Source organism: Priestia sp. FSL W8-0524 (genome assembly GCF_038005965.1).
Lineage (GTDB): Bacteria > Bacillota > Bacilli > Bacillales > Bacillaceae_H > Priestia > Priestia zanthoxyli.
Window position 1 is genome coordinate 1 of record NZ_JBBOUG010000002.1, and the last position, 22,513, is coordinate 22,513.

Genomic DNA, 22,513 nt, shown 5'->3' on the forward strand with positions numbered 1-22,513 from the left:
AGATGTTGTTTAGAATAGTGTTCGATATCGATGGTTTTCTGAGATGAATAGTCTGTAGGTAAATGTAGTCCTTCTCTTTGTTTCGCGCAGATTAATTTGATCTTATCTGTGGTGATGTGGCTAGGATGAAGAGTAGAGAGTTCTTGAATACTTTTTTCTATCTGTTCGATAGTAATTCCAGACTTAATAAAGTGGATTAACTCTATAAAATCTTTAGGGTGAGTGGTATAGTAAGAGTAATATATTTTCTTTAATTTTGGATTTGCCTGTTGTAATGCTGTGCTATCAGCTAATGCACCAGGCTTTTTTTGTAGGGTATACAAATAATGTTCAAGATGTAAGCTCCATTCGTGATTTCCAGTTTTTCGTGGATGTAAAGCGATTCTCTTTTCCTGATAAAAACATTGAATATGATCGCTGTAAATTTTGATCCGAATCATCTCTCCAACTAGATGGTCGGGTACAGAGTAGTAGTTTTGATCAACGATGACAGTTGAATACTTAGTCACACGTCCATTTATCACTCGTGCTGCATCAAAAGGCGGGGGCGCGACTAATAAATACTTCTTTTCTTCTTTTATTAAGTCATTTGGTGTCAAATAAGATGATGAGTTCTTCTCTTTGTGATTGAGTTTTAAACAAATTTCATGTAAATAGTGATTTGCTTTTTCTAATGTGTCAAAGGTATCTTGAAAGGCAAATGCCTTTCTTCTAATCATCTCTACACTTCGCTCTACATGTCCTTTTTCATTTCCACTTGCTGTATTACAGAAACGGTAATGAAATGAATAATAAAGCGAAAGCTTTATCAGCCCCTCAGTAGGTTCTCTGTCCGTACCAATAAATCTCTTTACGGCTACTTTCATATTGTCATAAACCATAGTGTGAAATACACCACCAATATCCTTAAAGAACAACGAATGAGCTTCTTGAAAACATTCCGTTTTTTGTTTTGTAAATAAATAAGCCATTCTAAAGTTACTGTAAGCCGACGTAAATGTAGCCATTTGTAAGGTCTGTTTTCTCCCATTAATCATTAATTTGACTTCTCCCCAGTCAAATTCGCAAACTTGTCCAGGCGCGTAAGCTCCTTTGATAAATGCTTCTTTTTTTGTTTTTTCCATTGCTCTTATCGTGCGAAGAACTGTGCTATAACTAATGGTGAATCCTTCGGATTCTAAGGATTCATGGATATCAACAGCTTTTTTTATTTGTTTCCTTAACCCCTGTTGCTTTTTCTGCACATTTTCTTCTAGATGCATTTGAATACGATGTAAAATCTCTTTAGATAGCTTTCTTTTCTTGGAATCACGTTTCTTGTACCTTGGGGCCTCTACAATTTCTTGAATAAGTTCACCAGTATCCGCATTTTTATCTTTACTCAGTAATTTTTTCTTCCTCGTCTCATACTCACGAATATACTTTCCTACGGTTTCTCGATTAACGCCTACTAAGCTGGCAATCTTTCTCTGAGAATAACCTTCTCGTACGTGCAGTAATATAATTTCCTGTTTCTTTTTCAGCGTAATCATCTCCCCAAATTCCCCCATGAACCTATAAAATAGTCTGCATGGGTTTATTATAAACTGGCTGGATTTTTAATGACTATGCTGGCTTAGTTTTAGAGTACTAAATACATATGAGTTTATTTTGTTTTTGTCTTTTGATAAAATAAAAGGTAAGAAGCAGTAGAGGAGAATATAACACATGAGTGAGTTAGAAAAGGTATTAAAAGCTGTTGAAGCAGGCTTTACGCAAGTTAATAGTCGATTGGACAAAATTGAAAATAGAATAAGCACAGTAGAAGAAGCGACAGGAACAATACTGGAAACTGTAACGAAAATTGAATTAAATCAACCTGAAGATATTGAGGGCGTACTAAAACATGTACAATCCAATAATCGTTATTTAGAAAAAAAATTCGTTGAAATGGATAAACGGTTAGTTGAACTTGAGGATAGACTACACAATTAAAAACCAAGCAGAGTAAAATAAGTCTCTGCTTGGTTTTTTTATGTGACATTAAACAGACTTTAGGCATTGTACAGACACACCTACAGTTTCACTCCTTTATTTGCTCTCATTTTAGTCTTTTAAATATATTTTCCTTAACATTTATTCAAGTTGGCTTTTGCATTAATTTACTTATACTCATTTCTTCTCTGGATTCTACGTTAACTAGCATGTTCGTCTTTGTTCCACCTCTTGTTTTATGCTTTCTGTATACTTTCCATTATGAAAGAGAATGTATAAAAAACGTCAAAAAAACAAAGAGTATAAGCAACATTTGGATACAAAGGAAAGAACGGTTTCATCAAGTCTTATAAGTTGCTTTATTTCGTATAATGATTATAATTACACCTAATTTATATAAAAATTTTCAAGAGAGAGAAGTGCCTTTATGCGAAAGTTAAAACCCTCATTTCAACATCTAATTAATGAGAATAAAAATCAGATTCAACAAGATAAGAGATTATTAGATCAAATTGAAGAACGCATTGACTATCGGCATGAGCATGCGATAAAGCAAACCATTCTAAAGAAATAAGGAATAAAAGCCACTTAGATAAGTGGCTTTTATCTTTTATATCTTCCTATTAGTATGCTGATGAGTGCTATCTGTAATTGCACCTTCAAATATTTATTTTTATTTAACTAGGAAAGAGATGTTTATTTATAAGATGAAAGCAGTTTCTCTGCTTGATATATATTTATAAAACAACAACATCCAAATAATATTTTTTTATTTTATGAATAAATGATTCTTCTTTTACACATGTTAACGTTGTAAACTTTAAAGGAGCTGAATAAAATGGCAAACAATAAAAATAACAACAATAACGAATTATTAGTATACGGTGCGCAACAAGCAATCGATCAAATGAAATATGAAATCGCTAGTGAATTTGGTGTAAACCTCGGTCCTGATACAACTGCACGTGCGAACGGATCAGTAGGTGGCGAAATCACGAAACGTCTTGTACAAATGGCTGAGCAACAACTCGGCGGCGGACGTTCTTAAAACAACTTTATAAAGTAGTGGCCAAAGGAAGAATGCACTCCATTCTTCCTTTTTATCGTAGAAAAATAGAGAAACTTCTTGAATGTACGTTTTAAAAATAAGAAAAAGAAGCTACCCTAGAATAGCTTCTTTTTCTTAAGAACATCATACTTTGAGATAAAAGGAATTGGGGTCCTTATCTTCGTAGTTTGTTCAAAAATTTAAGTTTTATTCTTCTTTTAGATTACTTCTCATCAATTGTTAAAACTGCCTGTCCTAGCTATTGCAGTTTTCCACGTAAAATAGGCCCACTCTTATATAAAACTTCTACATGGTCTCCATGTAATATATATTTGTCTCCATCTAAAGAAAATAAGCTATTTAGTACCACATTTCCATCACCAACATTTGTCTTCAAAATACCTTTCGCTTTCCCTTCAATGTTAGGGGACATAGTAGGAAAGACTTTTAAGTACAAAATAGTATCTTTTTCATATCCTCCAATTAATGTAACGTCTATACCTCTGGTTTTTATTATACTCTTATGGTTATTCAGCTTATCTAGAAATTTATTTTTCGTCTTCATCGTTTGATAAGATATAAATTCCTTTGAATCACCATTTTCTATTATCAAATAGTCCCCGTAATCTCTTCCTGGGATAACATCTTGCAATCCTTTAAAATAAGTATGAACAGCCTGTACCCTATCTAGTCTATAACGTGTACTAAGGTACCGTATATACATCTCCATCGTGTTGTAAACAATATTGAATTCTAATGACGATTTTACAGGTGCTTTCCCTCTGGTCCAAAAACTGTAATTAGGAGCAGAACCTGCATTAGGTGTACACAATAAAATGAGTTTATCTACATCGTAGAGGTAGTATTCTCCTTGAATATAAGAACGAGCGACTAACCCTCCCATGCTATGACAAACTAAATTTATTTTGTTACAGCCTGTCTTTAATTTTATCTCCTCAATTTTTGGGATTAAGTAACGCTGAGCAGAATCATCAATTCGAAGGCTCCAATCATAAAAACAAATAAAAAGATCTTTATTGCATTGATAGCCTATACTTTCTAATTGGTGGATAAAAGGTTCATAAATAAACCTTGCGCTTCCAAAGCTCCAGCTACCAGTACCAGGAATGATGACGTCACTCATCGATCCAAACATTCCAGGTACAAAAACAATAGGAATCTTGTTTATTGGGTCATTTAACATGCATATTCCTCCAGAAGCTATACGTAAGCGTAGATTTTTACCATTTTATTTGAGATTCCGTTGATTATGCTAACTAATACATATACATCCCTTTAAATACATCATTTAATCAACCCTTATTAATTCTCGTATACTCCCTTTAGCTGTGTAGACAACTTGGAATTTCTTGTCCATTTCATGAAAAAGGTAAGTAATTAGGACAACCCCAGCATATAAAAACCTATTCTTTCTTACATAATTAGCTACCCCTTACCTACTACGGTAAGGGGTCTTTGTTATTTTTCGATTGGACAGGCAAGCTTACTGCAGTAGCTACATAGTATCTAAAGAATCTTAACTCCATTACCTAATCAGTAGCAAGTTCAGTATCGCTACCGCGTTAATACAAGCTGTATACGCCTAATGAAGCCACTTGTGGAACCTGTAAGGGAGCTGAGCCGAAGAGGCGAAGGGGGCGACCGGATGGGTTGAGCTGAAAAAATAGGTATGTAAAACGCAAAAAAATTAAACGAATGAAAGAAGGTACCAGCATGAGAAAAACACATGATATTGGTTTTCGAAACTTCCTCCATCAACCATTCTTTAAGCCTTCCACAAAGCCTCGTCCATTCAAGGCATATTCCTTTGTCCCATTTAGTCCACTTGCCATGCTTGACCCCACTATTTTGACCATAGGAGGTATCGTCTTAGGAATCGCTATTATCGAACGAATATTAGAACGATGGGGTGTCATAGATCTGGTTGATCAGTTTGCGAAAGTGATGCGGTTTATCCTGCCTGTTACCTTCTATAGTGCGTTGATTTACTTTTTTGCGACCTTTATGTTTTGAGGAGGAATATGGATGTTTGAAAAACTAAAACTGCGTGGCCAACTGATTAAAGCGTTTCGTACGGCAGAGATTTACCGGATAGTGAAACGAGGAGACCGTACCTCTTATCTCTTTCCAAAAATTCATCAAATCGAGAACCACCATACGTACACCCGGTACGCCTTTTCCTTACTAAATGGCATTGATCCTGACCTTTTAAACAAAAAGAGATGGGCGTTACGCCAAGTATTAGGCAGCAATATTGAAATAGACGGCAGCTTAAAGAATTTTAGTATTACCGTTCATCACAAAAGTCTACCTAAGATGCTTAACTACGGTTATGAAGTCGTACATCCTCATATTGAGAAAATGGAGCTTCCGGTATGCATTGGTCAAGATATCTATGGAAACCCTGTTTCATGGGATTTTGCTGATTTAGAAACCCTACTGATTTCTGGCGAAATTGGAGCCGGAAAAAGTAGCCTCATGCGTGTGATCCTCACAACATGGGTAAAGTATGCCTCTCCTGAAGACTTGCGCTTAGTCTTAGTGGATCTTAAACGGGCTGATTTAGGGCTGTTTCACGGGATTGAGCATGTAGATGCGCTTTGTTTTGAGGCAAAGGATATGAGAAAACCTTTTGCTTTATTACGAGCTGAAATGTATCGAAGAGGCGATTTATTGTTAGAGCATGGGGTGACTCATATCAGCAGGCTTCCGTTTAAGCTGCCTCGGATTGTCGTGGTTGTAGATGAAATGAGCATAATCAAACGAGAAACGGATCTTGTAGAGATGATTCAACAGTTTGCCAGCCAAGGTCGAGCACTAGGTGTTCATACGATTATTGCCATGCAGCGTCCCGATGCCGATTTGTTGAATTCGGCACTCAAAGCAAACTTACGAGTTCGGATCTCTGGAAGGCAAGCCGATGCCACGAATGCAAAGGTGGCAGGTGTACTTGGGGCAGAAGAAATCGATGCCGCAGCCAGGGGACGCATGAAAATTAAAATTGATGAGGTCAAAGAATTTCAAGCCTATTTCTTAGATGAAGGAGCTTGTAAGGAAATACTTACGCCTTATAAAACGCTCGTGAAAGATCCTGAACCAGAACTAGAAGTGGTATCACAGTCCATCTTTGGGTTATTAGAGAAGGAGGAGCAGCGATGAGTTTCCGGTTATCTCAGCGTGATAAAGACATCATAGCGTTTATTCATCAATTCAGAGCCGTGGATCGAGACTCTTTAGTTGACCTATTCTTTAAACAGCTTAAATCGCCTATAAATGCATGTAATAGTGTAATGGTACGTTTATATAGATTAGGGGTAATTGAACGTACACAGCAGTATTCTCCGACGGTCTACTTACCTGTAGATGCGAAGATCAAAAAGAACTCTCAAAAAATACTACATTTCCTTTCTATTTTAGATACCTATAAGCAGATGTGTGCGTATAGCACCCCTAAACAGGTCATTGTCGAAGATAAGCCCACTGGACGAAAAGGAGGAATTGAACCGGATCTGTTTTGTATTTTTAAAGGATCTCCTTTTTGGATTGAAATACAGCGCAATCAGTATTCCGAACAGAAAATGCAAGCGAAGATTAACCTTTATGAAGAGTTTTTCTTTTCGGATGAGTGGAGATCCTTGCATTGGCAACCAGAGGACCGATCGGCCATCTTCCCTTCCGTCATTTTGATTACACCTGTTCGTTATGCTCTTAATTCTGAACATATCCGTATTATACAAGTAGCAAGTATCCATGAATTGATGGAGAAATATAAGAGCGTGGGTAAACAACAAAGAGATGGAAAGCCACGGGCCTCAGCTTCTTCCGGTGGGATTAAAATTAATCTCACATAATGACGGTCAACATAAAAAAGCCGACTCAATACAGGGAATGAGGCAGCTTTTTTATGTCACACTCGTTGAAATGTAAATGTTACAGCAATTAAATAATAGCAAATTTATTACAAAAATTCCACATTTTCCATTAATTTGTGTAAATTCAAAACGACTATTCACACCCTTATTTCCCAGTTTCGAGCTATTAAGACCGTTTTACAAGTTATATAGCTCACCCTTTTAGAGATTAGCTGTTGATATATGAGCGTAAGACATTTATTGTTAAATAGGTTATAAATATTAACATTTTTGGTAAATGGGTGAGATGGTCATTGCAGGGGTATAAAGGTGTTCTAAAACAAACTTTAATTATAGAGATAGAAAAAGCCAAGGAGGATATGGTTCAAGTAGCATTAGAAGAAGGAATGACAAGTGACAACACACTTCAAGTCAGCCAGTTCATTGATTACTTGTTAAATGAATTACATAAAATTAGCTTAATGAAGTAGATTTTATCTTTCTTATACATAGAAAGCTATCGCATTCTATCAGCATTGGCCTAGCATGAGAAAGCGATAGCTTTGTAGTAAGTGGTGATTAACTTACTAATCGACTTGTAAATTATAAATAATTTGGATAATAAAGTAAAGGTATTTTATACTTTTACTTCAACATAAAAAGCTATCTAAGCAATAAGCCAGATAGCTTTTTATATGGAATGCTAATTATAAAGTACCAAAATATAACCGCAAGTAAACAATAGCACATTTTTTCCATAAGGACTAATTACTAGGTAAACTGTCATATGTATAAAAGGTAGAGCTTTTGAGACGATTGTTTCAAAAAAATATTCATAACTCTGTTTATCTAATTTAAGAAGAACAGAAAAAATCCTTTTTACAATTTTTTAAAATTTTTTTGACTACACACGGAAATATGTATCCCTTTTCTAAGGTGTCTAAAATCAATATAACATCGTTTTTTTCTTCTGCAACAATCTTCATCAAAAAATAACCATACAGAACAAACATTTGATCGTAGTGAAGTCCTTTTTTTAGCAATTATCATCGCCATCAAAGCTCCAAGCTCCACACATGATCAAAGCAAAAAAACAGATAAACCACCAAATCATTTTCATCACCTTTTGTATCTTTATAATCGAATCAATTCATTTGTAAAAGAAATTTCAAAAGAAAAAATGGAGCAATTGGATTATGAATTCGAATTTAAAAAAAGAGCCTAAAAAGGCTCTTCATATATAGTAGTATCAATTATTTGCATATCATCAGGTATCAATTTATTTTCTTGCAAGAAATATTGTAAATCGGTTAAATCTTGAGAAGGCAAAGGTAACATAAAGCTAATTTTATTTCTTCCAATGGAGTTGAAAGAGCTTCCCAATAACCTGGCTGTACTTCTGTCTCCCATCCATATTCTATCATGAATCAACTTTGTATGAGTATCTGTGAATTTGCAACTATATTCTCTTTGTAGTTTCATAAAAGCTTCGCGAATTTCTCGATCATGATATTTCCGATTATAGATAACATGTATCCTTTTTACCCTTTCGAACCAACATAGAACACCAGAAATTTCTTTCATATAATCATCTACACTCTGTTTATTGGCAGCGTTATAAAAATATGGATCAATAATAATAAGCTCAGCTTGCAATCTAGAGATGAAATATCTTATTTTTTCTAATCCACTTTTACGATGTTTTGATTTACCCGCTAAAGTAGCAATAGGACCAATGCTAAAAAGGGTAGGATGTCCCATATAATAATCCCCTCCTTTTATTTTGTTTCCATTTGATGAATTTCTTCAACACCGAAAAACTCTGCTAAATCTTTTGTATATGTAGGATTAAGAGTGACAAAATTAATAAATCTGCCCTTATCCAACCACAAAATCAAATCAACAATCTTTTTATCATTTTGTGTGGTATTCGATACGTTCCGTATTTGTAGCCACTTCCCCTCTTCTGTTAACGCTTTTCCTGTTACAGTAATCGCAAGATCATTAATGTTTCTTAAACTATCCATGTTATTAAGGACCAACACGTTAGGATAGTTACGTTTCCCGTTCACGCTGTTAAATTGGTTAACAGATTCATGAATTTTTCTCGTTATGGAGTTATATGCTGGATCTGGTTTTTCTCCCTCAAAATCATCTTCATTCATCGTTTTTTCTTCGCAATAAAACAGTAATTCTCCATTTCTCTTCACTTCAAAGTCTGGTGTTTTTTGATCTGTTTCTGGTATTTTAACAACCTCTAATCCATATTGTGATTCAAGGAATTCTTTTGTTATTTTTTCTCCCTTTCGTGCCATTTTAAGACCCCTGTATTTTGTTTTTAACATTTAATTATTCCGTCTCTTTTTCTAAGTTCCAACAAGGCACGCCTATAGAACTTGTAAGTGTTGATCCCCCGCCTTTGGAGGTATTACACGTTTCACATAGTAGTTGAAAATTCGACGAATCGTTAGTTCCATAAAGATCTAATGGAATAATGTGATCAATATGTATTGTATTTTGTGTACGAATCAAATTAGACAAATCGCAACGACATTCAGCATTAGAGCAAGTTCCTTTATCTCTGAAAAAGACTGCATTTTTTAGCCATATAGGAAAATATCCACGTTTGATTTTATCTTTATTTGTGACAAAGTCAGGATGTCTTTCCTTAAGATAATCGATATTTTCTTCAACAAACTTGGATAGTTCTAAATGAAAATCATGCAAAAATTTTCTGTCTTGGAAAATGAATTGAAAAGCAGCATGTACAATTAAATGATCGATTTCTTCACTATTTATTCTAAGATAGTCTGCCCATTCGAAGATTTTGTCTGTCAATTCGCAACTATGATGCGAACAATCTTCTTCTTTGCAAAGACTAAAATCAACTTCTGGAAGATCTGGTTGAAGATTTACCCCTTCTAACACTCTAACGACGTAATTATATAGCCATTCTTGTGTCACGGCTCCAAAGAGATTACCTACTTCTTCTGAAATATCTTGAAAATAGTATAAATACCAATGAACAGCAGTCATTTTATTGGTTTTAACAATTGAATCTATAATTTCATCTTTAAAAATCTCAAATGCTTCATCGTAATTATCCCAAAAATTCGAAACGGCATATCCAGCAAGCTCAATCCCTGAAGTAAGGGCTAAATGTTCTTCTTTAACACCCAATATTTTCACACCCTTCTAAAATCCTATTATATATGAAATAGGTTCCATTATAGTAAAAAAAGAACCTTTTACAGGTTCCTTTTTTAATGTTTTATTTATTTTCTAATACATGAAGGGAATAAAATTCAAATAAATGAGCGATACGTTCATCATCTGTTTTAAAATTCTTACCATAAGCTTTATCAACTAATTTATCTAGTTTCTGATGAGCTTTTAAGGGATACATAGGCATAGAAATGGAATCATACAAATCGGCAAGTGTACTCCCTTTATCTAAATACGACATCTAACTTACTTAATAACACCTCTGGACCAAATAACAATAAGCCAAAAACCAAGGTTAGTACAAACAAGTAACGTGGAAAAAACTTTATCCAATCAAGAAGCTTAGTTGGATCCATTACTGCCATAATCCTCATCCTTTATTTTTTAATAACGCTTTTCGTACAATAAAATCGGTTATTTCGGTGTTTTTTAAAGCTTCTCCTTTTTGTGCATTAAACTTCGTCCAAATTTTATGCGACCCTTCATAATAAACAGTAGAAGGATCTAAAGGTGGTAAAACTAAAATTTCTAACACATATTCATTCTCTAAAAGCTTATCCTCATTTGATTCTTGGTTACGTTGATATATTTCATGGAATTCCAAACGATAGTTCAAAGTCGTTAATTTAGGGTTAACCCGATCTCTTAAAGCACTTGTAAGATCCAGCGATAATTGATCTCTTTCCTCTGGAAGTAACGTAACACCCTTTACTATGCTTGTTTTATCTTCAATACCATAAAGCAGCCTTCCACCACCACCATTTAAAAATGCGCAGACATATTGGACTGTTGTATCTTTTACTTTTTCTTTTCTTTTCTTTCCCTCTAGATTCATGGGGAATTCTTTAAATTCATTTTCATAATCTTCCTTAATTGAAACCCTTTCCCCTTTCACAAAATCCACTCTAGAAAGATTTACTTTTTCAAAAAAATTAGCATCAACAAAGGTATTAAAAGAATGCGCTTCTGCTACCTTTTCAAGCGTTTCATCATCAATACGACTTATTTTTTCTACTAATCGATTCTTATCAATGGTTCTAATTTGTTCACCTATAATAATAGAATCTTTTGGCAAGTTATGATCGATTCCTTTTATTTCAACATGACTTGGCAGTTTTGCTTTACTTATTACATCTGTAATATATAAAACAATTACTGTACGTCCATTTTTGTTCATAATGTCGTTTGAAATAATTAAATACGGACTAGGCTTTTTTTTATCATCAATTTTTACGTTGAATATATCTCCCTGTTTGATTTCCATTTATCCCATACACTCCCAATTTTTTATGATAATAGTATTATATCAATGTTCATTTAGGTTTTTTGGACAAAAATAAAAAAAGAGAATGATCGTTTCATCCTCCTTTTTTATTCACGTGGTTTTTTTTGATTTTTTTCGTTTTTATTGTCAGTTACCATTATAATGATTGAAAAAGCAAGAAAGTAACTAGGAGCATTCACAGGAACAATTGAACGAAACACTTATTCAACGTGATTAACTCATAACGGAAATTATTCAATTATTACAGAAAAAGTTAAAAGATTAACAAAAGCAATAAACAACGTATAAAATGGATTTTTTCCGCGTTTATTTAGCTAATGGAGGGTTCTGATATGCAAGATAAAATAAAGCTTATTAAAGCCAAAAAGAAGGCTCTAGAAATCCAATTAAAATCAGTAAGCAAGAATTATATAGAAGATCCTGAGCCAGTCGCACAACTTGAACTTGCGATCCGTATTTATCAGGATGTTCTTAATATTCTAAGTATGCCTTCAGAAAAAGGGGGAAATTGGATGGAGACTTTGGATGCTCCTAGTTTAAAAGAAAACGATATTGCCAATTTAAAGAGGTTTAAAAAGGTGAGAAATGGATTTATTTCCTTTCAATTTGAGATTCGCGGAGAGGCGTATGAAGCAACTGCAACATATGAAAAACATCTACTAAACTTGTGTACTCTTTCAAAGATTGGTGAAGAAGGTGTGATTTCTTTGTCATCTGACAAAGCTTCTATTCGTAACATCCTACATACTGAATTAATTCTAAATCGCATCATTGATACACAGTATACTTTTCCAACCGAAATATAACCCCATGTTATAACTAAACACCATGGGGTTTATACGTCAAAAAAGTCATGAAAACCTTTACGATGATCAATTTTGATGACGGTACGCATAACTTTTCTCAAGACCACAGGTGTTGGAATATATCCCTTTACATTACATAGACGCCATACTGTATTTCTGCTCACACCACTGCGATCCGCAAAATCCATCTGCGTAATACCTTCTTTATCTAAGAATTTACCAAACTTTGTTCTTTTGGGATTCTTCCACCAGGACATTCATCTCACACTCCTCTTTTACTTCTAGCCTGTCCATTTTTCACCTTTTTGAATCTAAGAAAAGAAAAAAAATGGGCATAAGGAGTCAAATTTCGAATAGAATAGAAGAAAATAAGCCGATTCGTGTATCCTGTCGACTTTTTTGGAATAATCATATAGCATACATACAGTTAAGACCGCCTTATAAACTAATAAGTAATGGGCGGTCTTTGTTATAGGTATGAATAGATTTTGGGTATAATGGAAAATAAAAAACATCCTGCCTCAGAGAACGTAAGAACGTCTCTAACACCAGGAATTCATAAATTATCAGGCCAAAAAACAACATTTAATTAGTGAAAGAGAAAAGAGAACCCCATCTATCCTTATGGGGTCCTCTCCTTTATGGAATAAAACAATAGATAATAGTTAAAGTGTAAAACATAACATTTTCAAGCATAACCTAAATTTCTATGCTTCTTTAGAGCTACCTTTCTCATAAAAAAGGCTGTTTCACAAAATGAATGTGCAATGGAAAGGACTAATATGTGGCACCAGTAAAAACAATCATAAAAAAGTAGGATTTATTGAGGTAACTTCTTTTTCCGTAGTCGGTGTAATCTCCGTTGAATTCCATGGGCTGATCTACCGATTAGTTGACCAATTTCTTGTTGAGTACGACCTTCTTGATAAAACATGTACCATAGACGGGCATCTTCCTCTTCAGTCCACTTTTTATTTTCATATTTAGGCCGATTAAAATAATCATATTTTCTTTGTTCCTTTACCCAGTCGGGTTCTGGGATAAGAGTATTTGGGGCTACTTTAGAAAAATTAATCAGTTCCTTATTCTGTTGTGCCCATTTCCAAAAGGCTGCTACATCGATTCCTAAAAATGTTCGTGTGTTTGCTCTCAAGATGTTATAGGGCAATTCTCTTTTCTGAATCCAGTTATAAATGGTATGAACATCAACTTGCAGGCACTCTGCTAGTTCATATACTGTAACATTTCCCAGATGAACTCTTACGCCACGTATACCTAAACGATATAACCTAGACTCTAATGCTTGTATACTTCGCTTTAAGCGTCTAGATAGTTGGTCAAGTGACTTAACTCCATACCATTTTACTAAGTATTCATCTTCTTTCTTTGTCCATCTACGTAATGACGTTTTTCGTACTAATTTTAACAGCCTAATTCGATTCGCAACAGAAGAAGGACTCTTGCCTAAATGTTTTCCAATCTCTCGATTGTTCATTCTATTAATATTTACTTTTAAGAACGTATCCTGGTCAGGGGACCATTTTTTGCGTATGCCATTCTGGTTGTTGCGAAGTTGTAGTCGTGAGACCCGTTTATTAACCGATTCTTTACTACGATTTAAACATTCACCAATTTTTTGGAGTGTCATCTGCCCATATTGTTCTTTTAGAAATAAATCTTCTTCCTTCGTCCACAGTTTTTGATTTTTAGTCACTATATCTCCCTCCAATTCGCGTCTTAGATGTATAGAAAGCTACGTATAGAGAATAGTAGTGAAGGTGTTCATCTGACCTCAACAGAGATTAAATCCTATTTCATTTACCTTTGTATCCATTGGACATGAGTTATCACTTTGTTTAGTCTGTTTTGTCTAATTTGTCAGTGAAACTCTAAACAATCGTTACTTTTTCTTTGAGTTCTTACTTTTGATACTCATAGACAACCGGGACTTGATCCATTTTAACCGTTTTGGCCACAACATAACGACGATAGCCATCTTTTAAGATATTTGATCCCTTCTCAATCGTTAAAGGCTCATCTAAGCGTCCTGTACGCTTCACAAAATCAATGACCTTTTGTGTTTTCTCAGGGTTCGGACGTGTGTTTAAGAATGCTTCAGGTACTACAATTTCATCAAAGCTCACGAGATCCTGTGTTCCTTTAGGTTGATTCGGTAATTCTTTCTTTTGTGGCGCAGCCTTTTTCTCTTGTACAGGTGCTTCTTTGACTTCTGGCTGTACCGTTTCTGCTTCTTCCTGTTTTTTAGATTCCGTCTTCTGCGGGGTCTCAGGAGACGCAGAAGCCTCTTGTTTAGGGTCTTTTTTCTCTTCCGATTGATTCTTCTCTTTATCATTCTTGTTAGGAAGGACGGTAATCTGGAAACAAATGACTCCTACTTCACCGGGGCATTCATCAATGGGAATGTCTAACGTTGGTTCCCCTTGAATTAAAAATTTTTCATGCATGATGCTTTTCTTCGTGAGCCCCGTTTTATTAAAGGCTTTCTTCGCAACAAACACGGTATACGAAATAAAGGTACTCTTCTTTAATCCTTTAGGCGCAGATGGTGACCCTTTTTCACGCATATCAAAGGCAACGTAGCGATCGTATTCTCGTAAGGGTCCTGTGGCTGATCCGGTTAACGTAATTTTGTGTGGCATAATTGTCTCCTCCTGTGTAGATGATTAGTTATTGTTTATTTAGAACACAGTTCTAAATAAACAGATTCTATTAAAACATCAGCTTTTAAGAGATTTCTACTTTTTTGGGTTAGGAAGCTGTGTCTTTTAACTGATTGTATTGATGCAAACATTCTTGTTCCTCTAGCGTTAAAGCTTGTCCTAAGTCTTGTTTTACCTGAGCTATCTCCAACAAGCTGTACGTGGAGCTGTGCTCCTGCAGCAAGCCCTCTTCTTCTGGTGTGAGCTCTTGCCCTAAATCTTGCTTTAACTGAATCATTTCAAGCTGTTGCTCCACTGTAACTTCTGCTTCTTGTTTAGGTTGATCTTGCTGCTGTTCAGCTTTTAACCAATCTGGAACCAGTTCTTTGCGGATAATCCGTTTTGGTGTAGCTACTTTTGTTTCTTTGCTTTCGTTATGTATAACTTCTTGTTGGTTTGCGTATACTGATGAATAATCCTGGTCTTTAGGCTTTGCTAAATCAGAAAATTGATTTTTAGCAATTTGATAGATTAATCGACACATATCCCGTAGGGATAAAGGGTTGCCTTGTTGATTGGCTTCATGTACATATTTATCTAATCCTACAATGGATGTATACGCAATATCATGTACGTGTTCTTTTTTAATCTCAATCTCTGTATCTCGTTTTACGGATTTTGCAGCATTTTGAATACGAGCATAAAAGTCTTGTAGTTGATGTCCATATTTACCTGCATAGACATGATTGACTTTTTTAGGAACACCCTTGATATAGGTGAAGGCCTGTGAAGCAGATATTAAATGATTATTTATATGATTTACAGGTAAATCAAGGTTAATAAAGGCATCAGGTGATTTATCGGCCTCTAAGCTTGGTGTATCAACGTTTTTAGCACTTTCTGGATGCGTCACAGGACGTGTCACAGGAGTGGTCATTTCTTCTTGTTGAAGCGTTTGTACACCTGTTGTATCATGAGCAAAAAAGATTTCGTCGCAAATTTGCTGAAAGTTTTTATGACTTTTAAGCACAAATACATAACTATCAGGATGAGTACCTGTTGCATCCTCTTTGATGTAACGTGCCACAAGTACAAACGGAGTCGCTTTTAACGAGCGTACAAAACGAGAAACCGTACTTTTAGACACATTAAATTTCTTCATAAGGGTTTCAGAACGGATCGCTTGAATGCCCGTAGCCACTAGGTTATAAATGACGTGATCGAGCATTTCCATTCTCTTTTTAGGAAATTCTTTATGTATAGCAGATTGTTGTTGTTTAAAGTGGGTACGAAGAATGTCTAAAAACTCTTCTTTCTTTTTACGAAGCGTGGACTTGTTGGTCCATAACCATTTGAACCGTCCATTGAAGGTATCTACATCTTTTAAATAACAGGTTAATATTTTTGTCATTTGTTCATCTTCTCCTTTAAGGAACACAAAAAAGACACTGTTTCCCTGGAAAAAGGAAAACAATGTCTTGATTTTGATGAACTAAGCCCTTGAAATAGCTGTCAATTTCATATAAAATAAAAACATAAGTTTTATCTTATAGAAAAACTAACTCTATTAACAAGAGACTTCGACAAGTGTTTTCCCTACCGCAATTAGGGGGAACGGTTTAAGTGTGTTGGTCGCACTACTTAAACAGTTGAAGTCTTTTTTCTATTCCGGACATTTTTGTTAGTTTTATTATAGCGTTAATTAATCTCATAATTCAATAAAAATTAGTAATATATCTCAAAAGAATTCTTTTTAACTGTTTTTCCCTAACAATAAATTTGTTTTATTATACAATTCATTTTTAAAAATGAGGAGGGTCAAAAAAATACCCCTCCTCAATGTATTGAAAATATGTTATAATTATTAACTTTTATTATTTACCCATTAATTTTTCCCACCATGTTTTTTTCTTTTCTAACTCTGCACTAGCAGAAGCCTCTTCAATCATTCTTTTACTTTCTGATAATCCTTTTCTTAACTCACCAATCAACTCAGTATCTTTTCTGTTTATCATTTGTTTTAATTCTTGATTGGTTTGGCTAACTTTCTGTAACTCTTCTACTAACTTTTGATTAAATTGCATTTGCTGTGTCATTTGTTGTTCTTGTTGTTGTAACATCTTTTTTATTTCACTCAGCTCATCGTTTATAGAGATAGAGCCTTTCTCGTCTTGATTCTTGACTGTAATAGTTATAGGAAGCCCATCACTTGCTAAATTATCGTTTACATCATCTTTTAGTAATCCCTCACTATAGAGCTCACGGATTTTTTTTAATAGATCTAGTGATTCAATACTTATTTTATAGCGTCTACCTTCTTTTTTGAAATTCAAAAACTGTTCATGATTAATTAAATACCTTTTTAATGTTTCAGGAGGAATATTGGTATACTCAGATGCTTCTGGTACGCCAATAAAATTTGTACTTTCAGAAGTATTCATTTAATCCACCACCATTTACTAATATTTTATGTACATTCACTCAGTTCACAGTCATTCACATATGATTTTTATAAGGGTTCATTCAATTCACGGTCAATCACTCACCTTGTTTACTTATGTTCACTCGGTTCACAGTCATTCACCTGTTGGATTTGTAGTTATTCACCCGGTTCACAGTCATCTATTCATTTAATTTTATATGATTTCGACAAAAAATCAACAATTCCTGTTTCGGATTTGTGTATATGGTTTATATTATGAACTGTCAAGATGTTAGTTTAACTTAAGTTCTACTTATGTGAATGGTGGTGTGTTCTGTGGTGAATGCATGGTGAACTTATGTAGTTTTTAGTTTAACTTAAGTTTTGGAAGTTAGAAAGGTGATTATTAAGTTCGACTAAAGGTCAACTTGTTGTTTTTGTTAACACCCAACTCTGTTTTATAAAAATAGGAGGGAACAATACAACAATGAATCAATAGCATTTATTATCTATTTTTAGAATTAAATTAAGATAATTTCTATTTCAAATGTAGAAAATGTTTATTGAGTTTATGGGACATTTAGCATTGATTAGAGTAATAAAAAATTCTTTTTTATAAAAGATGAGACCATAGACTATCATATGATTCAAAAAATGGTAAAAAAGTAGTTTTATTTATCTTAATGTGAACAAAAAGAGATTATTTAGTTCTCATATAATAGAAATAAAGGGATTGTTGATTCATGTAAATCTAGTCGAGAGTTTGATATCATGAAAAATAATGTAAAAAATAACAAAAAATAAATAATGAATAATCAGCTGGGGGGAGATATTAACTTGTTACTTTCAAAATTGATAGATCATTATGCTCTGCATGATTTGCATAAAGACCGAAGCCAGGAGGATCAATATTATATTGAGTCTGCCCATATACCAATAAATATAGATAGAGAAACTTTTTTTGAAGTACCAGCATCACTTTCAGATATTGGACTAGACATAACTTCTACAGACAAAAGATATAGTATAGGTGAATTTGGATTTGAAAGTTTAATACCTTCTGGTGATGTTTCCAATGACTACGTAAGAGGTGAGGCTTTTTTAAATGAAGATGAAAGTAAGCCGAATGTTATTTTTGTACATGGTTGGAGAATGAAAGGGTTTGATAGAGTAAAGAAGATTTTTCATAATTCAATTATGAAAAATTTAGGATGGGATATGTACTATTATACTCTTCCTTACCACCTAGAACGTCAGCCCGAGAAATCACTTTATAGTGGAGAATTTATGGTTAGTGCCAATATTAATAGGACTGTTGAATCGACTAGACAAGCAATTGTTGATCTAAGGGCTTTAATTCGATGGATAAAGAATAACAAACAAGGTCCTGTAATTATAATAGGTGTTAGCCTTGGTGGCTTTGTCTCAAATTTAGTTGCTACACTTGAGTCAGAAATCGATGCATTAGTTTCTATATTCTATTCTAATCGCCTTAGTTATTCGATATGGAATACGATTCCTGGTAAGTATATAAGACAGGACTTAGAGTCTCATGGTGTGAATTACAACGATTTAGTGAAATATTGGGAATTAACCGAGCCGAATCAAGCCATTCCAAAAATGCATAAAGATAATATACTACTGATTTCTGCTAAACACGATCAATACGTTCACATTCAAGAGGCAGATCTGTTATGGGAATCTTGGGGGAAGCCTACACGGTATGTCTACAATTGTGGGCATGCAGGCATAGTTCTTAAACGAAAAAAAATTGCAAAGGATACCATTTCGTTTCTACAAAATAAGCTAAAGAGGTAATTAACATATGTTTATGTTTATAATGGTGGCTTTACTGTGGTTAATGAGTTCAATTCTTTTTTTTAGAAATCCTCAAAATGAGAAAATTAGATGGGCAAGTGTTATTGGGTTTTGTGGGGGCTTTGGAGGAATAGGGGCCTTACTAGGAAAAGGGATAGATAGACCAGAGTGGATATTACACTTGGATGGAATATTTACATCAATAGGACACTATTTTACTCCATATGGTATGTTGATTTTTGGAATAGTTTATTCAGATGTCATTGGTAATGTCCGAAAGAGAAATATATTAAAGCTGCTTTTACTAATTCCGATTTTCATTATGTATTCTATGTTTCAAGTATATCCAGAGTTTAGAGTTGATTTTCGTATTTTAGCGATTTGGGTAGCACCATATGTGATAGCAGCTAATATTTTATTGATATACTCCGCATGGCGAGAAGATCGTCCAATTATTAAAAGAAGAAAAATACTGACTTGTGTATTTGTAGTTCCAATGTTTACATTTGCACTAACTACAAATATTATCTTAGAAGCATTGGGGATTGTGGGCGTATGGCGCTATAATCCTTGGATTATTGTAATCCAATTTCTTGTATTTGTTTACTTTGGAGTTAAGTATGGAATTCTTGGAGTGCGGATTAGATTTGAAAAAGAAATGCGTGATTCTACAATGAAAGCAGCGCGTTCTGGTACAGCGTTGTTCAACCATACAATAAAAAATGAAATAGCTAAAATTGATTTGTTAGTGAATCAGATCAAAGAACAGATTCCACCTGAAGAAAAGTCAGCTGAAAATCTAGGGTTAGTTTTAAATTCAACGAATCACGTTTTAGAGCTTTCAAGGCGTATTCAAAGTAAGTTGGATGTTATAAATCTTAAAGAATCTGAATTTTCTCTAACTGAAAGTATCGATTCAGCAATTAACTTGCTTAAACCTTACTTAAATATGAATCCTGATATTACAATCATTAAGCAGTATGAAGTTGATGCTATAGTCTTTGGTGATACCGAACAATTACAAGAAACTTATTTAAATATAATCAAAAATGCCAGTGAGGCAATGAATGGTCAAGGTGTAATTTTAATAAAAGTCTACAAAACTCGAAAGAAGATTCATATTGACTTTATAGATGAGGGTAAAGGAATCGGAAAAGATGAGCTTACTCGTGTGTTAGATCCATTTTATTCAACAAAACATAATCAAACAAATTTTGGGCTTGGCTTAACCTATTGTTACAATGTCCTCAAAAAACATGGTGGCGATATTTTAGTGAAAAGTAAAGTCGAAAAAGGAACAACTTTCACATTAACTTTGCCTTCCAAGAGAATTATTGAATTTAGGGTAAATGAACAATCTAACTCTAAACTAGTAGGAGAGAATAGCCTATGGACAAAATAAAATTAATGATTGTAGAAGATGATCCTGTTTGGATGCAATGTATAAGTGATTATATAGAAAAAGAGAACGATATCATTGTTGTTAAACAAGCTTACAACAAAGAAGAAGCGTTACAAGTTGATTATAATAATATTGATGTAGTTTTATTGGATTTAACGTTATTAAAAGATGAGGGGGACGAAGAAAACCTAAGTGGTCTTGAAGTCGCCAGGCATTTATACAAAAAAGGTTTAAGGAAAACTATTATGCTAACATCTTGGGATGAAAAGGATATTATACTTGAATGCTTTGATACAGGGGTTGTTAATTACTTAACAAAAACATCTTATAGAGACATCCCTGACGCTATTAGAGAGGCGTTTAGAGGAAAAGTTAGCCTCCATGCCGATGTCACAAATGTATTAGTTGGAGAGTTAAGGAAAGAAAGAAAAGTAAAGATATTAACACCAACAGAACGTGAAGTTTATACCTTAAGGGAACAAGGATTAAATAAATCACAAATTGCTGACAAATTATATAAATCTGTCGAGACAATAAAAAGACAATTAAGAATTATAAAAAGCAAAATGCAGTGAGAAGTTAGTTTGTAGCTAATTTTTCATTGCATTTTGCTTTTTTTATGTTTTTGAGAACCAAAATCTATAAAAAGAAGGTTGTGTATTATACCACACCTATGATTATTTGAGGAGGGGTATTTTTTTGACCCTCCCTTAAAAGTATTAAGTCCTGTAACATTTAAATTCGATAATCAATCATTATTTATTATCGAATTTAGGTGATTGGATAAATGTCTTTTTTGATTAGGGGTTAATTTATTCAGTGTTCTTAAGAGCGACATATCGTTTATAACAAGAGTTTCTGTTACTTCAATATCTTCAGAAGATAACCTATCTAATATAAGTGCGATGCGTTCATTATGAACCTGAGGAACATTTAAATTTTCACTCTGCTCAGAAGGTAATATGTCGTAAAGGGTAATGCCTAATACTTCACAGATCTTTAGCATTGATTCAAATGTGCCAAATCTCGTTCCGCGTTCAATAGCACTAATAGTAGTCTGAGAAGTGTTAGATAACTTGCCTAATTCAATGGTGGTCATACCTAGGCTTTTACGATACTCTTTAATTTTTGTACCAATATATTTTTTTAGCTCATCCATAATTATCTATCTACTTTCCTTAGATTTATTTATTAATTTTATCAAAATAAATAGTTATTGTGAAATTAACCGTAAAGGTTTAAAGTTTTTTAGGTAAAAAATGTTTACAACTTAGTCGATAAAGAATATAATGTAATCAAGGAGGTGCTGGAAATAAAGACCATAAAAGAAAAGAGGTTGGAGAAAAAGTGGAGTCAAACCTATCTAGCTCAACTGTCGGGAGTCCCGCAACCTACTATTTCTCAAATCGAAAATGGGACTCGTCAATATCCAACGTTTGAAAATATGAAGAAGATCGCAGAGGCACTGGATCTTAAGTTAGAAGATATTTTCTTACCAAGTCACAAGGATATGAACTAAGTTTTAGAATACTTAACAAGGGGCGATGAACATGGAAGCACAAAAGCGACTAGCATTCTATGATATATCAGATGCACGAGCGAAAAGTGCCAAAACCTTTGATGGAAAGTTGTATACGTTAAAAGGAGGGGTAGCTGTAGAAAAAGGAACGGGCGATGTCAAACGTGTAGCTGATATTTATTATGAAGTACGCTCAGTAATGGATCAGGCTCATACCATCGTCGCCAAGCGCAGAAAGAAAGATGAGGAATTGAAGGAAGTTTTACAAAAGACCTGCTAGTTCTTAGATGCAGCATACAAGCGATTTTGAAACGTGCCGAGAGCACGAGAAGTGGTACCTTGACAATTACATATTGCGTGCCTCCCCTAAACGGATCACAAGGGGGTTAAGGTATACGATAACAAAAAGGTTCGATGAGTGCGTCCTAAAACTCATCGGTGATCTAGCAACAAAACAGTGACGGTGTATCCATGATCTGTGA

Annotated in this window: 26 protein-coding genes; 13 read left to right on the plus strand and 13 right to left on the minus strand. The window is 34.2% G+C overall.

Annotation, left to right across the window (positions count from 1 at the left end; translation table 11 throughout):
• On the minus strand, positions 1-1,532 hold a 1,532-nt coding region (istA, locus tag NST66_RS27270), incomplete at its 3' end, for an IS21 family transposase (RefSeq protein ID WP_340843782.1).
• A 175-nt stretch (positions 1,533-1,707) separates the two neighbouring features.
• On the opposite strand from istA, the gene NST66_RS27275 reads away from it, so the two are divergent.
• The 3 genes from NST66_RS27275 (at position 1,708) to NST66_RS27285 (ending at position 3,022) form a co-directional block, all read left to right on the plus strand.
• The gene (locus NST66_RS27275; protein WP_182030564.1) at positions 1,708-1,974 is read left to right on the plus strand and encodes a hypothetical protein; all 267 of its coding nucleotides are present in this window, start codon (positions 1,708-1,710) and stop codon (positions 1,972-1,974) included.
• A gap of 427 nt (positions 1,975-2,401) precedes the next feature.
• On the plus strand, positions 2,402-2,548 hold the full coding sequence (locus tag NST66_RS27280; RefSeq protein ID WP_115652799.1) for an FbpB family small basic protein: 147 nt from the start codon (positions 2,402-2,404) through the stop codon (positions 2,546-2,548).
• A gap of 264 nt (positions 2,549-2,812) precedes the next feature.
• Positions 2,813-3,022 carry a small, acid-soluble spore protein, alpha/beta type gene (locus NST66_RS27285; protein ID WP_182030567.1) on the plus strand — a complete coding sequence of 70 codons (210 nt, stop codon included), beginning with the start codon at positions 2,813-2,815 and terminating at the stop codon, positions 3,020-3,022.
• A gap of 259 nt (positions 3,023-3,281) precedes the next feature.
• Here NST66_RS27285 and NST66_RS27290 read toward each other — a convergent pair whose 3' ends face one another.
• Positions 3,282-4,226, minus strand: a complete 945-nt coding sequence (locus tag NST66_RS27290) for a lipase/acyltransferase domain-containing protein (RefSeq protein ID WP_182030569.1) — start codon at positions 4,224-4,226, stop codon at positions 3,282-3,284.
• 530 nt (positions 4,227-4,756) lie between these two features.
• On the opposite strand from NST66_RS27290, the gene NST66_RS27295 reads away from it, so the two are divergent.
• The 4 genes from NST66_RS27295 to NST66_RS27310 all read left to right on the plus strand — a co-directional run bounded on the left by NST66_RS27295 (position 4,757) and on the right by NST66_RS27310 (position 7,385).
• Complete coding sequence (locus NST66_RS27295) at positions 4,757-5,056, plus strand: hypothetical protein (protein WP_325077227.1); 300 nt, start codon at positions 4,757-4,759, stop codon at positions 5,054-5,056.
• 12 nt (positions 5,057-5,068) lie between these two features.
• Positions 5,069-6,202, plus strand: a complete 1,134-nt coding sequence (locus NST66_RS27300; protein ID WP_182031707.1) for an FtsK/SpoIIIE domain-containing protein — start codon at positions 5,069-5,071, stop codon at positions 6,200-6,202.
• The gene (locus tag NST66_RS27305) at positions 6,199-6,894 is read left to right on the plus strand and encodes a hypothetical protein (protein ID WP_182031709.1); all 696 of its coding nucleotides are present in this window, start codon (positions 6,199-6,201) and stop codon (positions 6,892-6,894) included. Before NST66_RS27300 ends, NST66_RS27305 begins: the two co-directional genes overlap by 4 nt.
• Positions 6,895-7,208: 314 nt before the next feature.
• Entirely contained in the window at positions 7,209-7,385 is a 177-nt protein-coding gene (locus NST66_RS27310) for an aspartyl-phosphate phosphatase Spo0E family protein (protein WP_325078040.1), read from the plus strand.
• Positions 7,386-8,115: 730 nt separating this feature from the next.
• On the opposite strand, the gene NST66_RS27315 is transcribed toward NST66_RS27310, so the two are convergent.
• The 5 genes from NST66_RS27315 to NST66_RS27335 form a co-directional block, all read right to left on the minus strand.
• Positions 8,116-8,655, minus strand: coding sequence for a hypothetical protein (locus NST66_RS27315; protein WP_182031065.1), 540 nt, complete (start codon positions 8,653-8,655; stop codon positions 8,116-8,118).
• Between the two features lie 17 nt (positions 8,656-8,672).
• Positions 8,673-9,209 carry a hypothetical protein gene (locus NST66_RS27320; protein ID WP_182031067.1) on the minus strand — a complete coding sequence of 179 codons (537 nt, stop codon included), beginning with the start codon at positions 9,207-9,209 and terminating at the stop codon, positions 8,673-8,675.
• Positions 9,210-9,243: 34 nt separating this feature from the next.
• A complete protein-coding gene (locus NST66_RS27325) occupies positions 9,244-10,083 on the minus strand; it encodes an HNH endonuclease (protein WP_318283067.1) in 840 nt (279 codons plus the stop codon).
• Between the two features lie 82 nt (positions 10,084-10,165).
• Entirely contained in the window at positions 10,166-10,360 is a 195-nt protein-coding gene (locus NST66_RS27330) for a type IIL restriction-modification enzyme MmeI (RefSeq protein WP_182031071.1), read from the minus strand.
• A gap of 129 nt (positions 10,361-10,489) precedes the next feature.
• Complete coding sequence (locus tag NST66_RS27335; RefSeq protein WP_182031075.1) at positions 10,490-11,383, minus strand: type II toxin-antitoxin system PemK/MazF family toxin; 894 nt, start codon at positions 11,381-11,383, stop codon at positions 10,490-10,492.
• Between the two features lie 353 nt (positions 11,384-11,736).
• Between NST66_RS27335 and NST66_RS27340 the strand changes: the two genes are divergently transcribed.
• The gene (locus tag NST66_RS27340) at positions 11,737-12,210 is read left to right on the plus strand and encodes a hypothetical protein (RefSeq protein WP_182031077.1); all 474 of its coding nucleotides are present in this window, start codon (positions 11,737-11,739) and stop codon (positions 12,208-12,210) included.
• 29 nt (positions 12,211-12,239) lie between these two features.
• Here the strand turns inward: NST66_RS27340 and NST66_RS27345 are convergent, their stop codons facing one another.
• The 5 genes from NST66_RS27345 to NST66_RS27365 form a co-directional block, all read right to left on the minus strand.
• Positions 12,240-12,467, minus strand: coding sequence for a transcriptional regulator (locus NST66_RS27345; protein WP_182031079.1), 228 nt, complete (start codon positions 12,465-12,467; stop codon positions 12,240-12,242).
• Positions 12,468-13,030: 563 nt separating this feature from the next.
• The gene (locus NST66_RS27350) at positions 13,031-13,924 is read right to left on the minus strand and encodes a sigma-70 family RNA polymerase sigma factor (RefSeq protein WP_335549724.1); all 894 of its coding nucleotides are present in this window, start codon (positions 13,922-13,924) and stop codon (positions 13,031-13,033) included.
• Positions 13,925-14,129: 205 nt separating this feature from the next.
• Positions 14,130-14,870 carry a plasmid stabilization protein gene (locus NST66_RS27355; protein WP_335549723.1) on the minus strand — a complete coding sequence of 247 codons (741 nt, stop codon included), beginning with the start codon at positions 14,868-14,870 and terminating at the stop codon, positions 14,130-14,132.
• Positions 14,871-14,979: 109 nt separating this feature from the next.
• The gene (locus tag NST66_RS27360; RefSeq protein ID WP_335549722.1) at positions 14,980-16,281 is read right to left on the minus strand and encodes a replication protein; all 1,302 of its coding nucleotides are present in this window, start codon (positions 16,279-16,281) and stop codon (positions 14,980-14,982) included.
• A 463-nt stretch (positions 16,282-16,744) separates the two neighbouring features.
• Complete coding sequence (locus NST66_RS27365; protein ID WP_335549721.1) at positions 16,745-17,311, minus strand: hypothetical protein; 567 nt, start codon at positions 17,309-17,311, stop codon at positions 16,745-16,747.
• 818 nt (positions 17,312-18,129) lie between these two features.
• Here NST66_RS27365 and NST66_RS27370 point away from each other — a divergent pair.
• The 3 genes from NST66_RS27370 to NST66_RS27380 are packed head-to-tail and all read left to right on the plus strand — an operon-like array spanning position 18,130 to position 21,087.
• Complete coding sequence (locus tag NST66_RS27370) at positions 18,130-19,110, plus strand: alpha/beta hydrolase (protein ID WP_335549720.1); 981 nt, start codon at positions 18,130-18,132, stop codon at positions 19,108-19,110.
• Positions 19,111-19,117: 7 nt separating this feature from the next.
• Entirely contained in the window at positions 19,118-20,512 is a 1,395-nt protein-coding gene (locus NST66_RS27375; RefSeq protein ID WP_240717523.1) for a sensor histidine kinase, read from the plus strand.
• Positions 20,500-21,087: a response regulator transcription factor gene (locus NST66_RS27380; RefSeq protein WP_335549958.1), complete on the plus strand. Its 588-nt coding sequence runs from the start codon at positions 20,500-20,502 to the stop codon at positions 21,085-21,087. The genes NST66_RS27375 and NST66_RS27380 overlap by 13 nt, the downstream gene beginning before the upstream one ends.
• Before the next feature lie 173 nt (positions 21,088-21,260).
• Here the strand turns inward: NST66_RS27380 and NST66_RS27385 are convergent, their stop codons facing one another.
• Entirely contained in the window at positions 21,261-21,671 is a 411-nt protein-coding gene (locus tag NST66_RS27385; protein WP_050691519.1) for a helix-turn-helix domain-containing protein, read from the minus strand.
• Between the two features lie 144 nt (positions 21,672-21,815).
• On the opposite strand from NST66_RS27385, the gene NST66_RS27390 reads away from it, so the two are divergent.
• Together NST66_RS27390 and NST66_RS27395 are read left to right on the plus strand one after the other, a co-directional pair.
• Positions 21,816-22,031: a helix-turn-helix transcriptional regulator gene (locus tag NST66_RS27390; RefSeq protein WP_047933334.1), complete on the plus strand. Its 216-nt coding sequence runs from the start codon at positions 21,816-21,818 to the stop codon at positions 22,029-22,031.
• 31 nt (positions 22,032-22,062) lie between these two features.
• Positions 22,063-22,311, plus strand: coding sequence for a hypothetical protein (locus NST66_RS27395; protein WP_029325370.1), 249 nt, complete (start codon positions 22,063-22,065; stop codon positions 22,309-22,311).
• Positions 22,312-22,513: the final 202 nt, after the last annotated feature.

What these genes read in the sequence shown, in the direction of transcription:
- NST66_RS27365 (WP_335549721.1), bottom strand. Translation starts at nt 17,311, where the DNA reads ATGAATACTTCTGAAAGTACAAATTTTATTGGCGTACCAGAAGCATCT.
- NST66_RS27305 (WP_182031709.1), top strand. Translation starts at nt 6,199, where the DNA reads ATGAGTTTCCGGTTATCTCAGCGTGATAAAGACATCATAGCGTTTATT.
- NST66_RS27335 (WP_182031075.1), bottom strand. Translation starts at nt 11,383, where the DNA reads ATGGAAATCAAACAGGGAGATATATTCAACGTAAAAATTGATGATAAA.
- NST66_RS27275 (WP_182030564.1), top strand. Translation starts at nt 1,708, where the DNA reads ATGAGTGAGTTAGAAAAGGTATTAAAAGCTGTTGAAGCAGGCTTTACG.
- NST66_RS27380 (WP_335549958.1), top strand. Translation starts at nt 20,500, where the DNA reads ATGGACAAAATAAAATTAATGATTGTAGAAGATGATCCTGTTTGGATG.
- NST66_RS27355 (WP_335549723.1), bottom strand. Translation starts at nt 14,870, where the DNA reads ATGCCACACAAAATTACGTTAACCGGATCAGCCACAGGACCCTTACGA.
- NST66_RS27285 (WP_182030567.1), top strand. Translation starts at nt 2,813, where the DNA reads ATGGCAAACAATAAAAATAACAACAATAACGAATTATTAGTATACGGT.
- NST66_RS27290 (WP_182030569.1), bottom strand. Translation starts at nt 4,226, where the DNA reads ATGTTAAATGACCCAATAAACAAGATTCCTATTGTTTTTGTACCTGGA.
- NST66_RS27300 (WP_182031707.1), top strand. Translation starts at nt 5,069, where the DNA reads ATGTTTGAAAAACTAAAACTGCGTGGCCAACTGATTAAAGCGTTTCGT.
- NST66_RS27330 (WP_182031071.1), bottom strand. Translation starts at nt 10,360, where the DNA reads ATGTCGTATTTAGATAAAGGGAGTACACTTGCCGATTTGTATGATTCC.
- NST66_RS27385 (WP_050691519.1), bottom strand. Translation starts at nt 21,671, where the DNA reads ATGGATGAGCTAAAAAAATATATTGGTACAAAAATTAAAGAGTATCGT.
- NST66_RS27395 (WP_029325370.1), top strand. Translation starts at nt 22,063, where the DNA reads ATGGAAGCACAAAAGCGACTAGCATTCTATGATATATCAGATGCACGA.
- NST66_RS27280 (WP_115652799.1), top strand. Translation starts at nt 2,402, where the DNA reads ATGCGAAAGTTAAAACCCTCATTTCAACATCTAATTAATGAGAATAAA.
- NST66_RS27340 (WP_182031077.1), top strand. Translation starts at nt 11,737, where the DNA reads ATGCAAGATAAAATAAAGCTTATTAAAGCCAAAAAGAAGGCTCTAGAA.
- NST66_RS27320 (WP_182031067.1), bottom strand. Translation starts at nt 9,209, where the DNA reads ATGGCACGAAAGGGAGAAAAAATAACAAAAGAATTCCTTGAATCACAA.
- NST66_RS27345 (WP_182031079.1), bottom strand. Translation starts at nt 12,467, where the DNA reads ATGTCCTGGTGGAAGAATCCCAAAAGAACAAAGTTTGGTAAATTCTTA.
- NST66_RS27360 (WP_335549722.1), bottom strand. Translation starts at nt 16,281, where the DNA reads ATGACAAAAATATTAACCTGTTATTTAAAAGATGTAGATACCTTCAAT.
- NST66_RS27315 (WP_182031065.1), bottom strand. Translation starts at nt 8,655, where the DNA reads ATGGGACATCCTACCCTTTTTAGCATTGGTCCTATTGCTACTTTAGCG.
- NST66_RS27295 (WP_325077227.1), top strand. Translation starts at nt 4,757, where the DNA reads ATGAGAAAAACACATGATATTGGTTTTCGAAACTTCCTCCATCAACCA.
- NST66_RS27375 (WP_240717523.1), top strand. Translation starts at nt 19,118, where the DNA reads ATGTTTATGTTTATAATGGTGGCTTTACTGTGGTTAATGAGTTCAATT.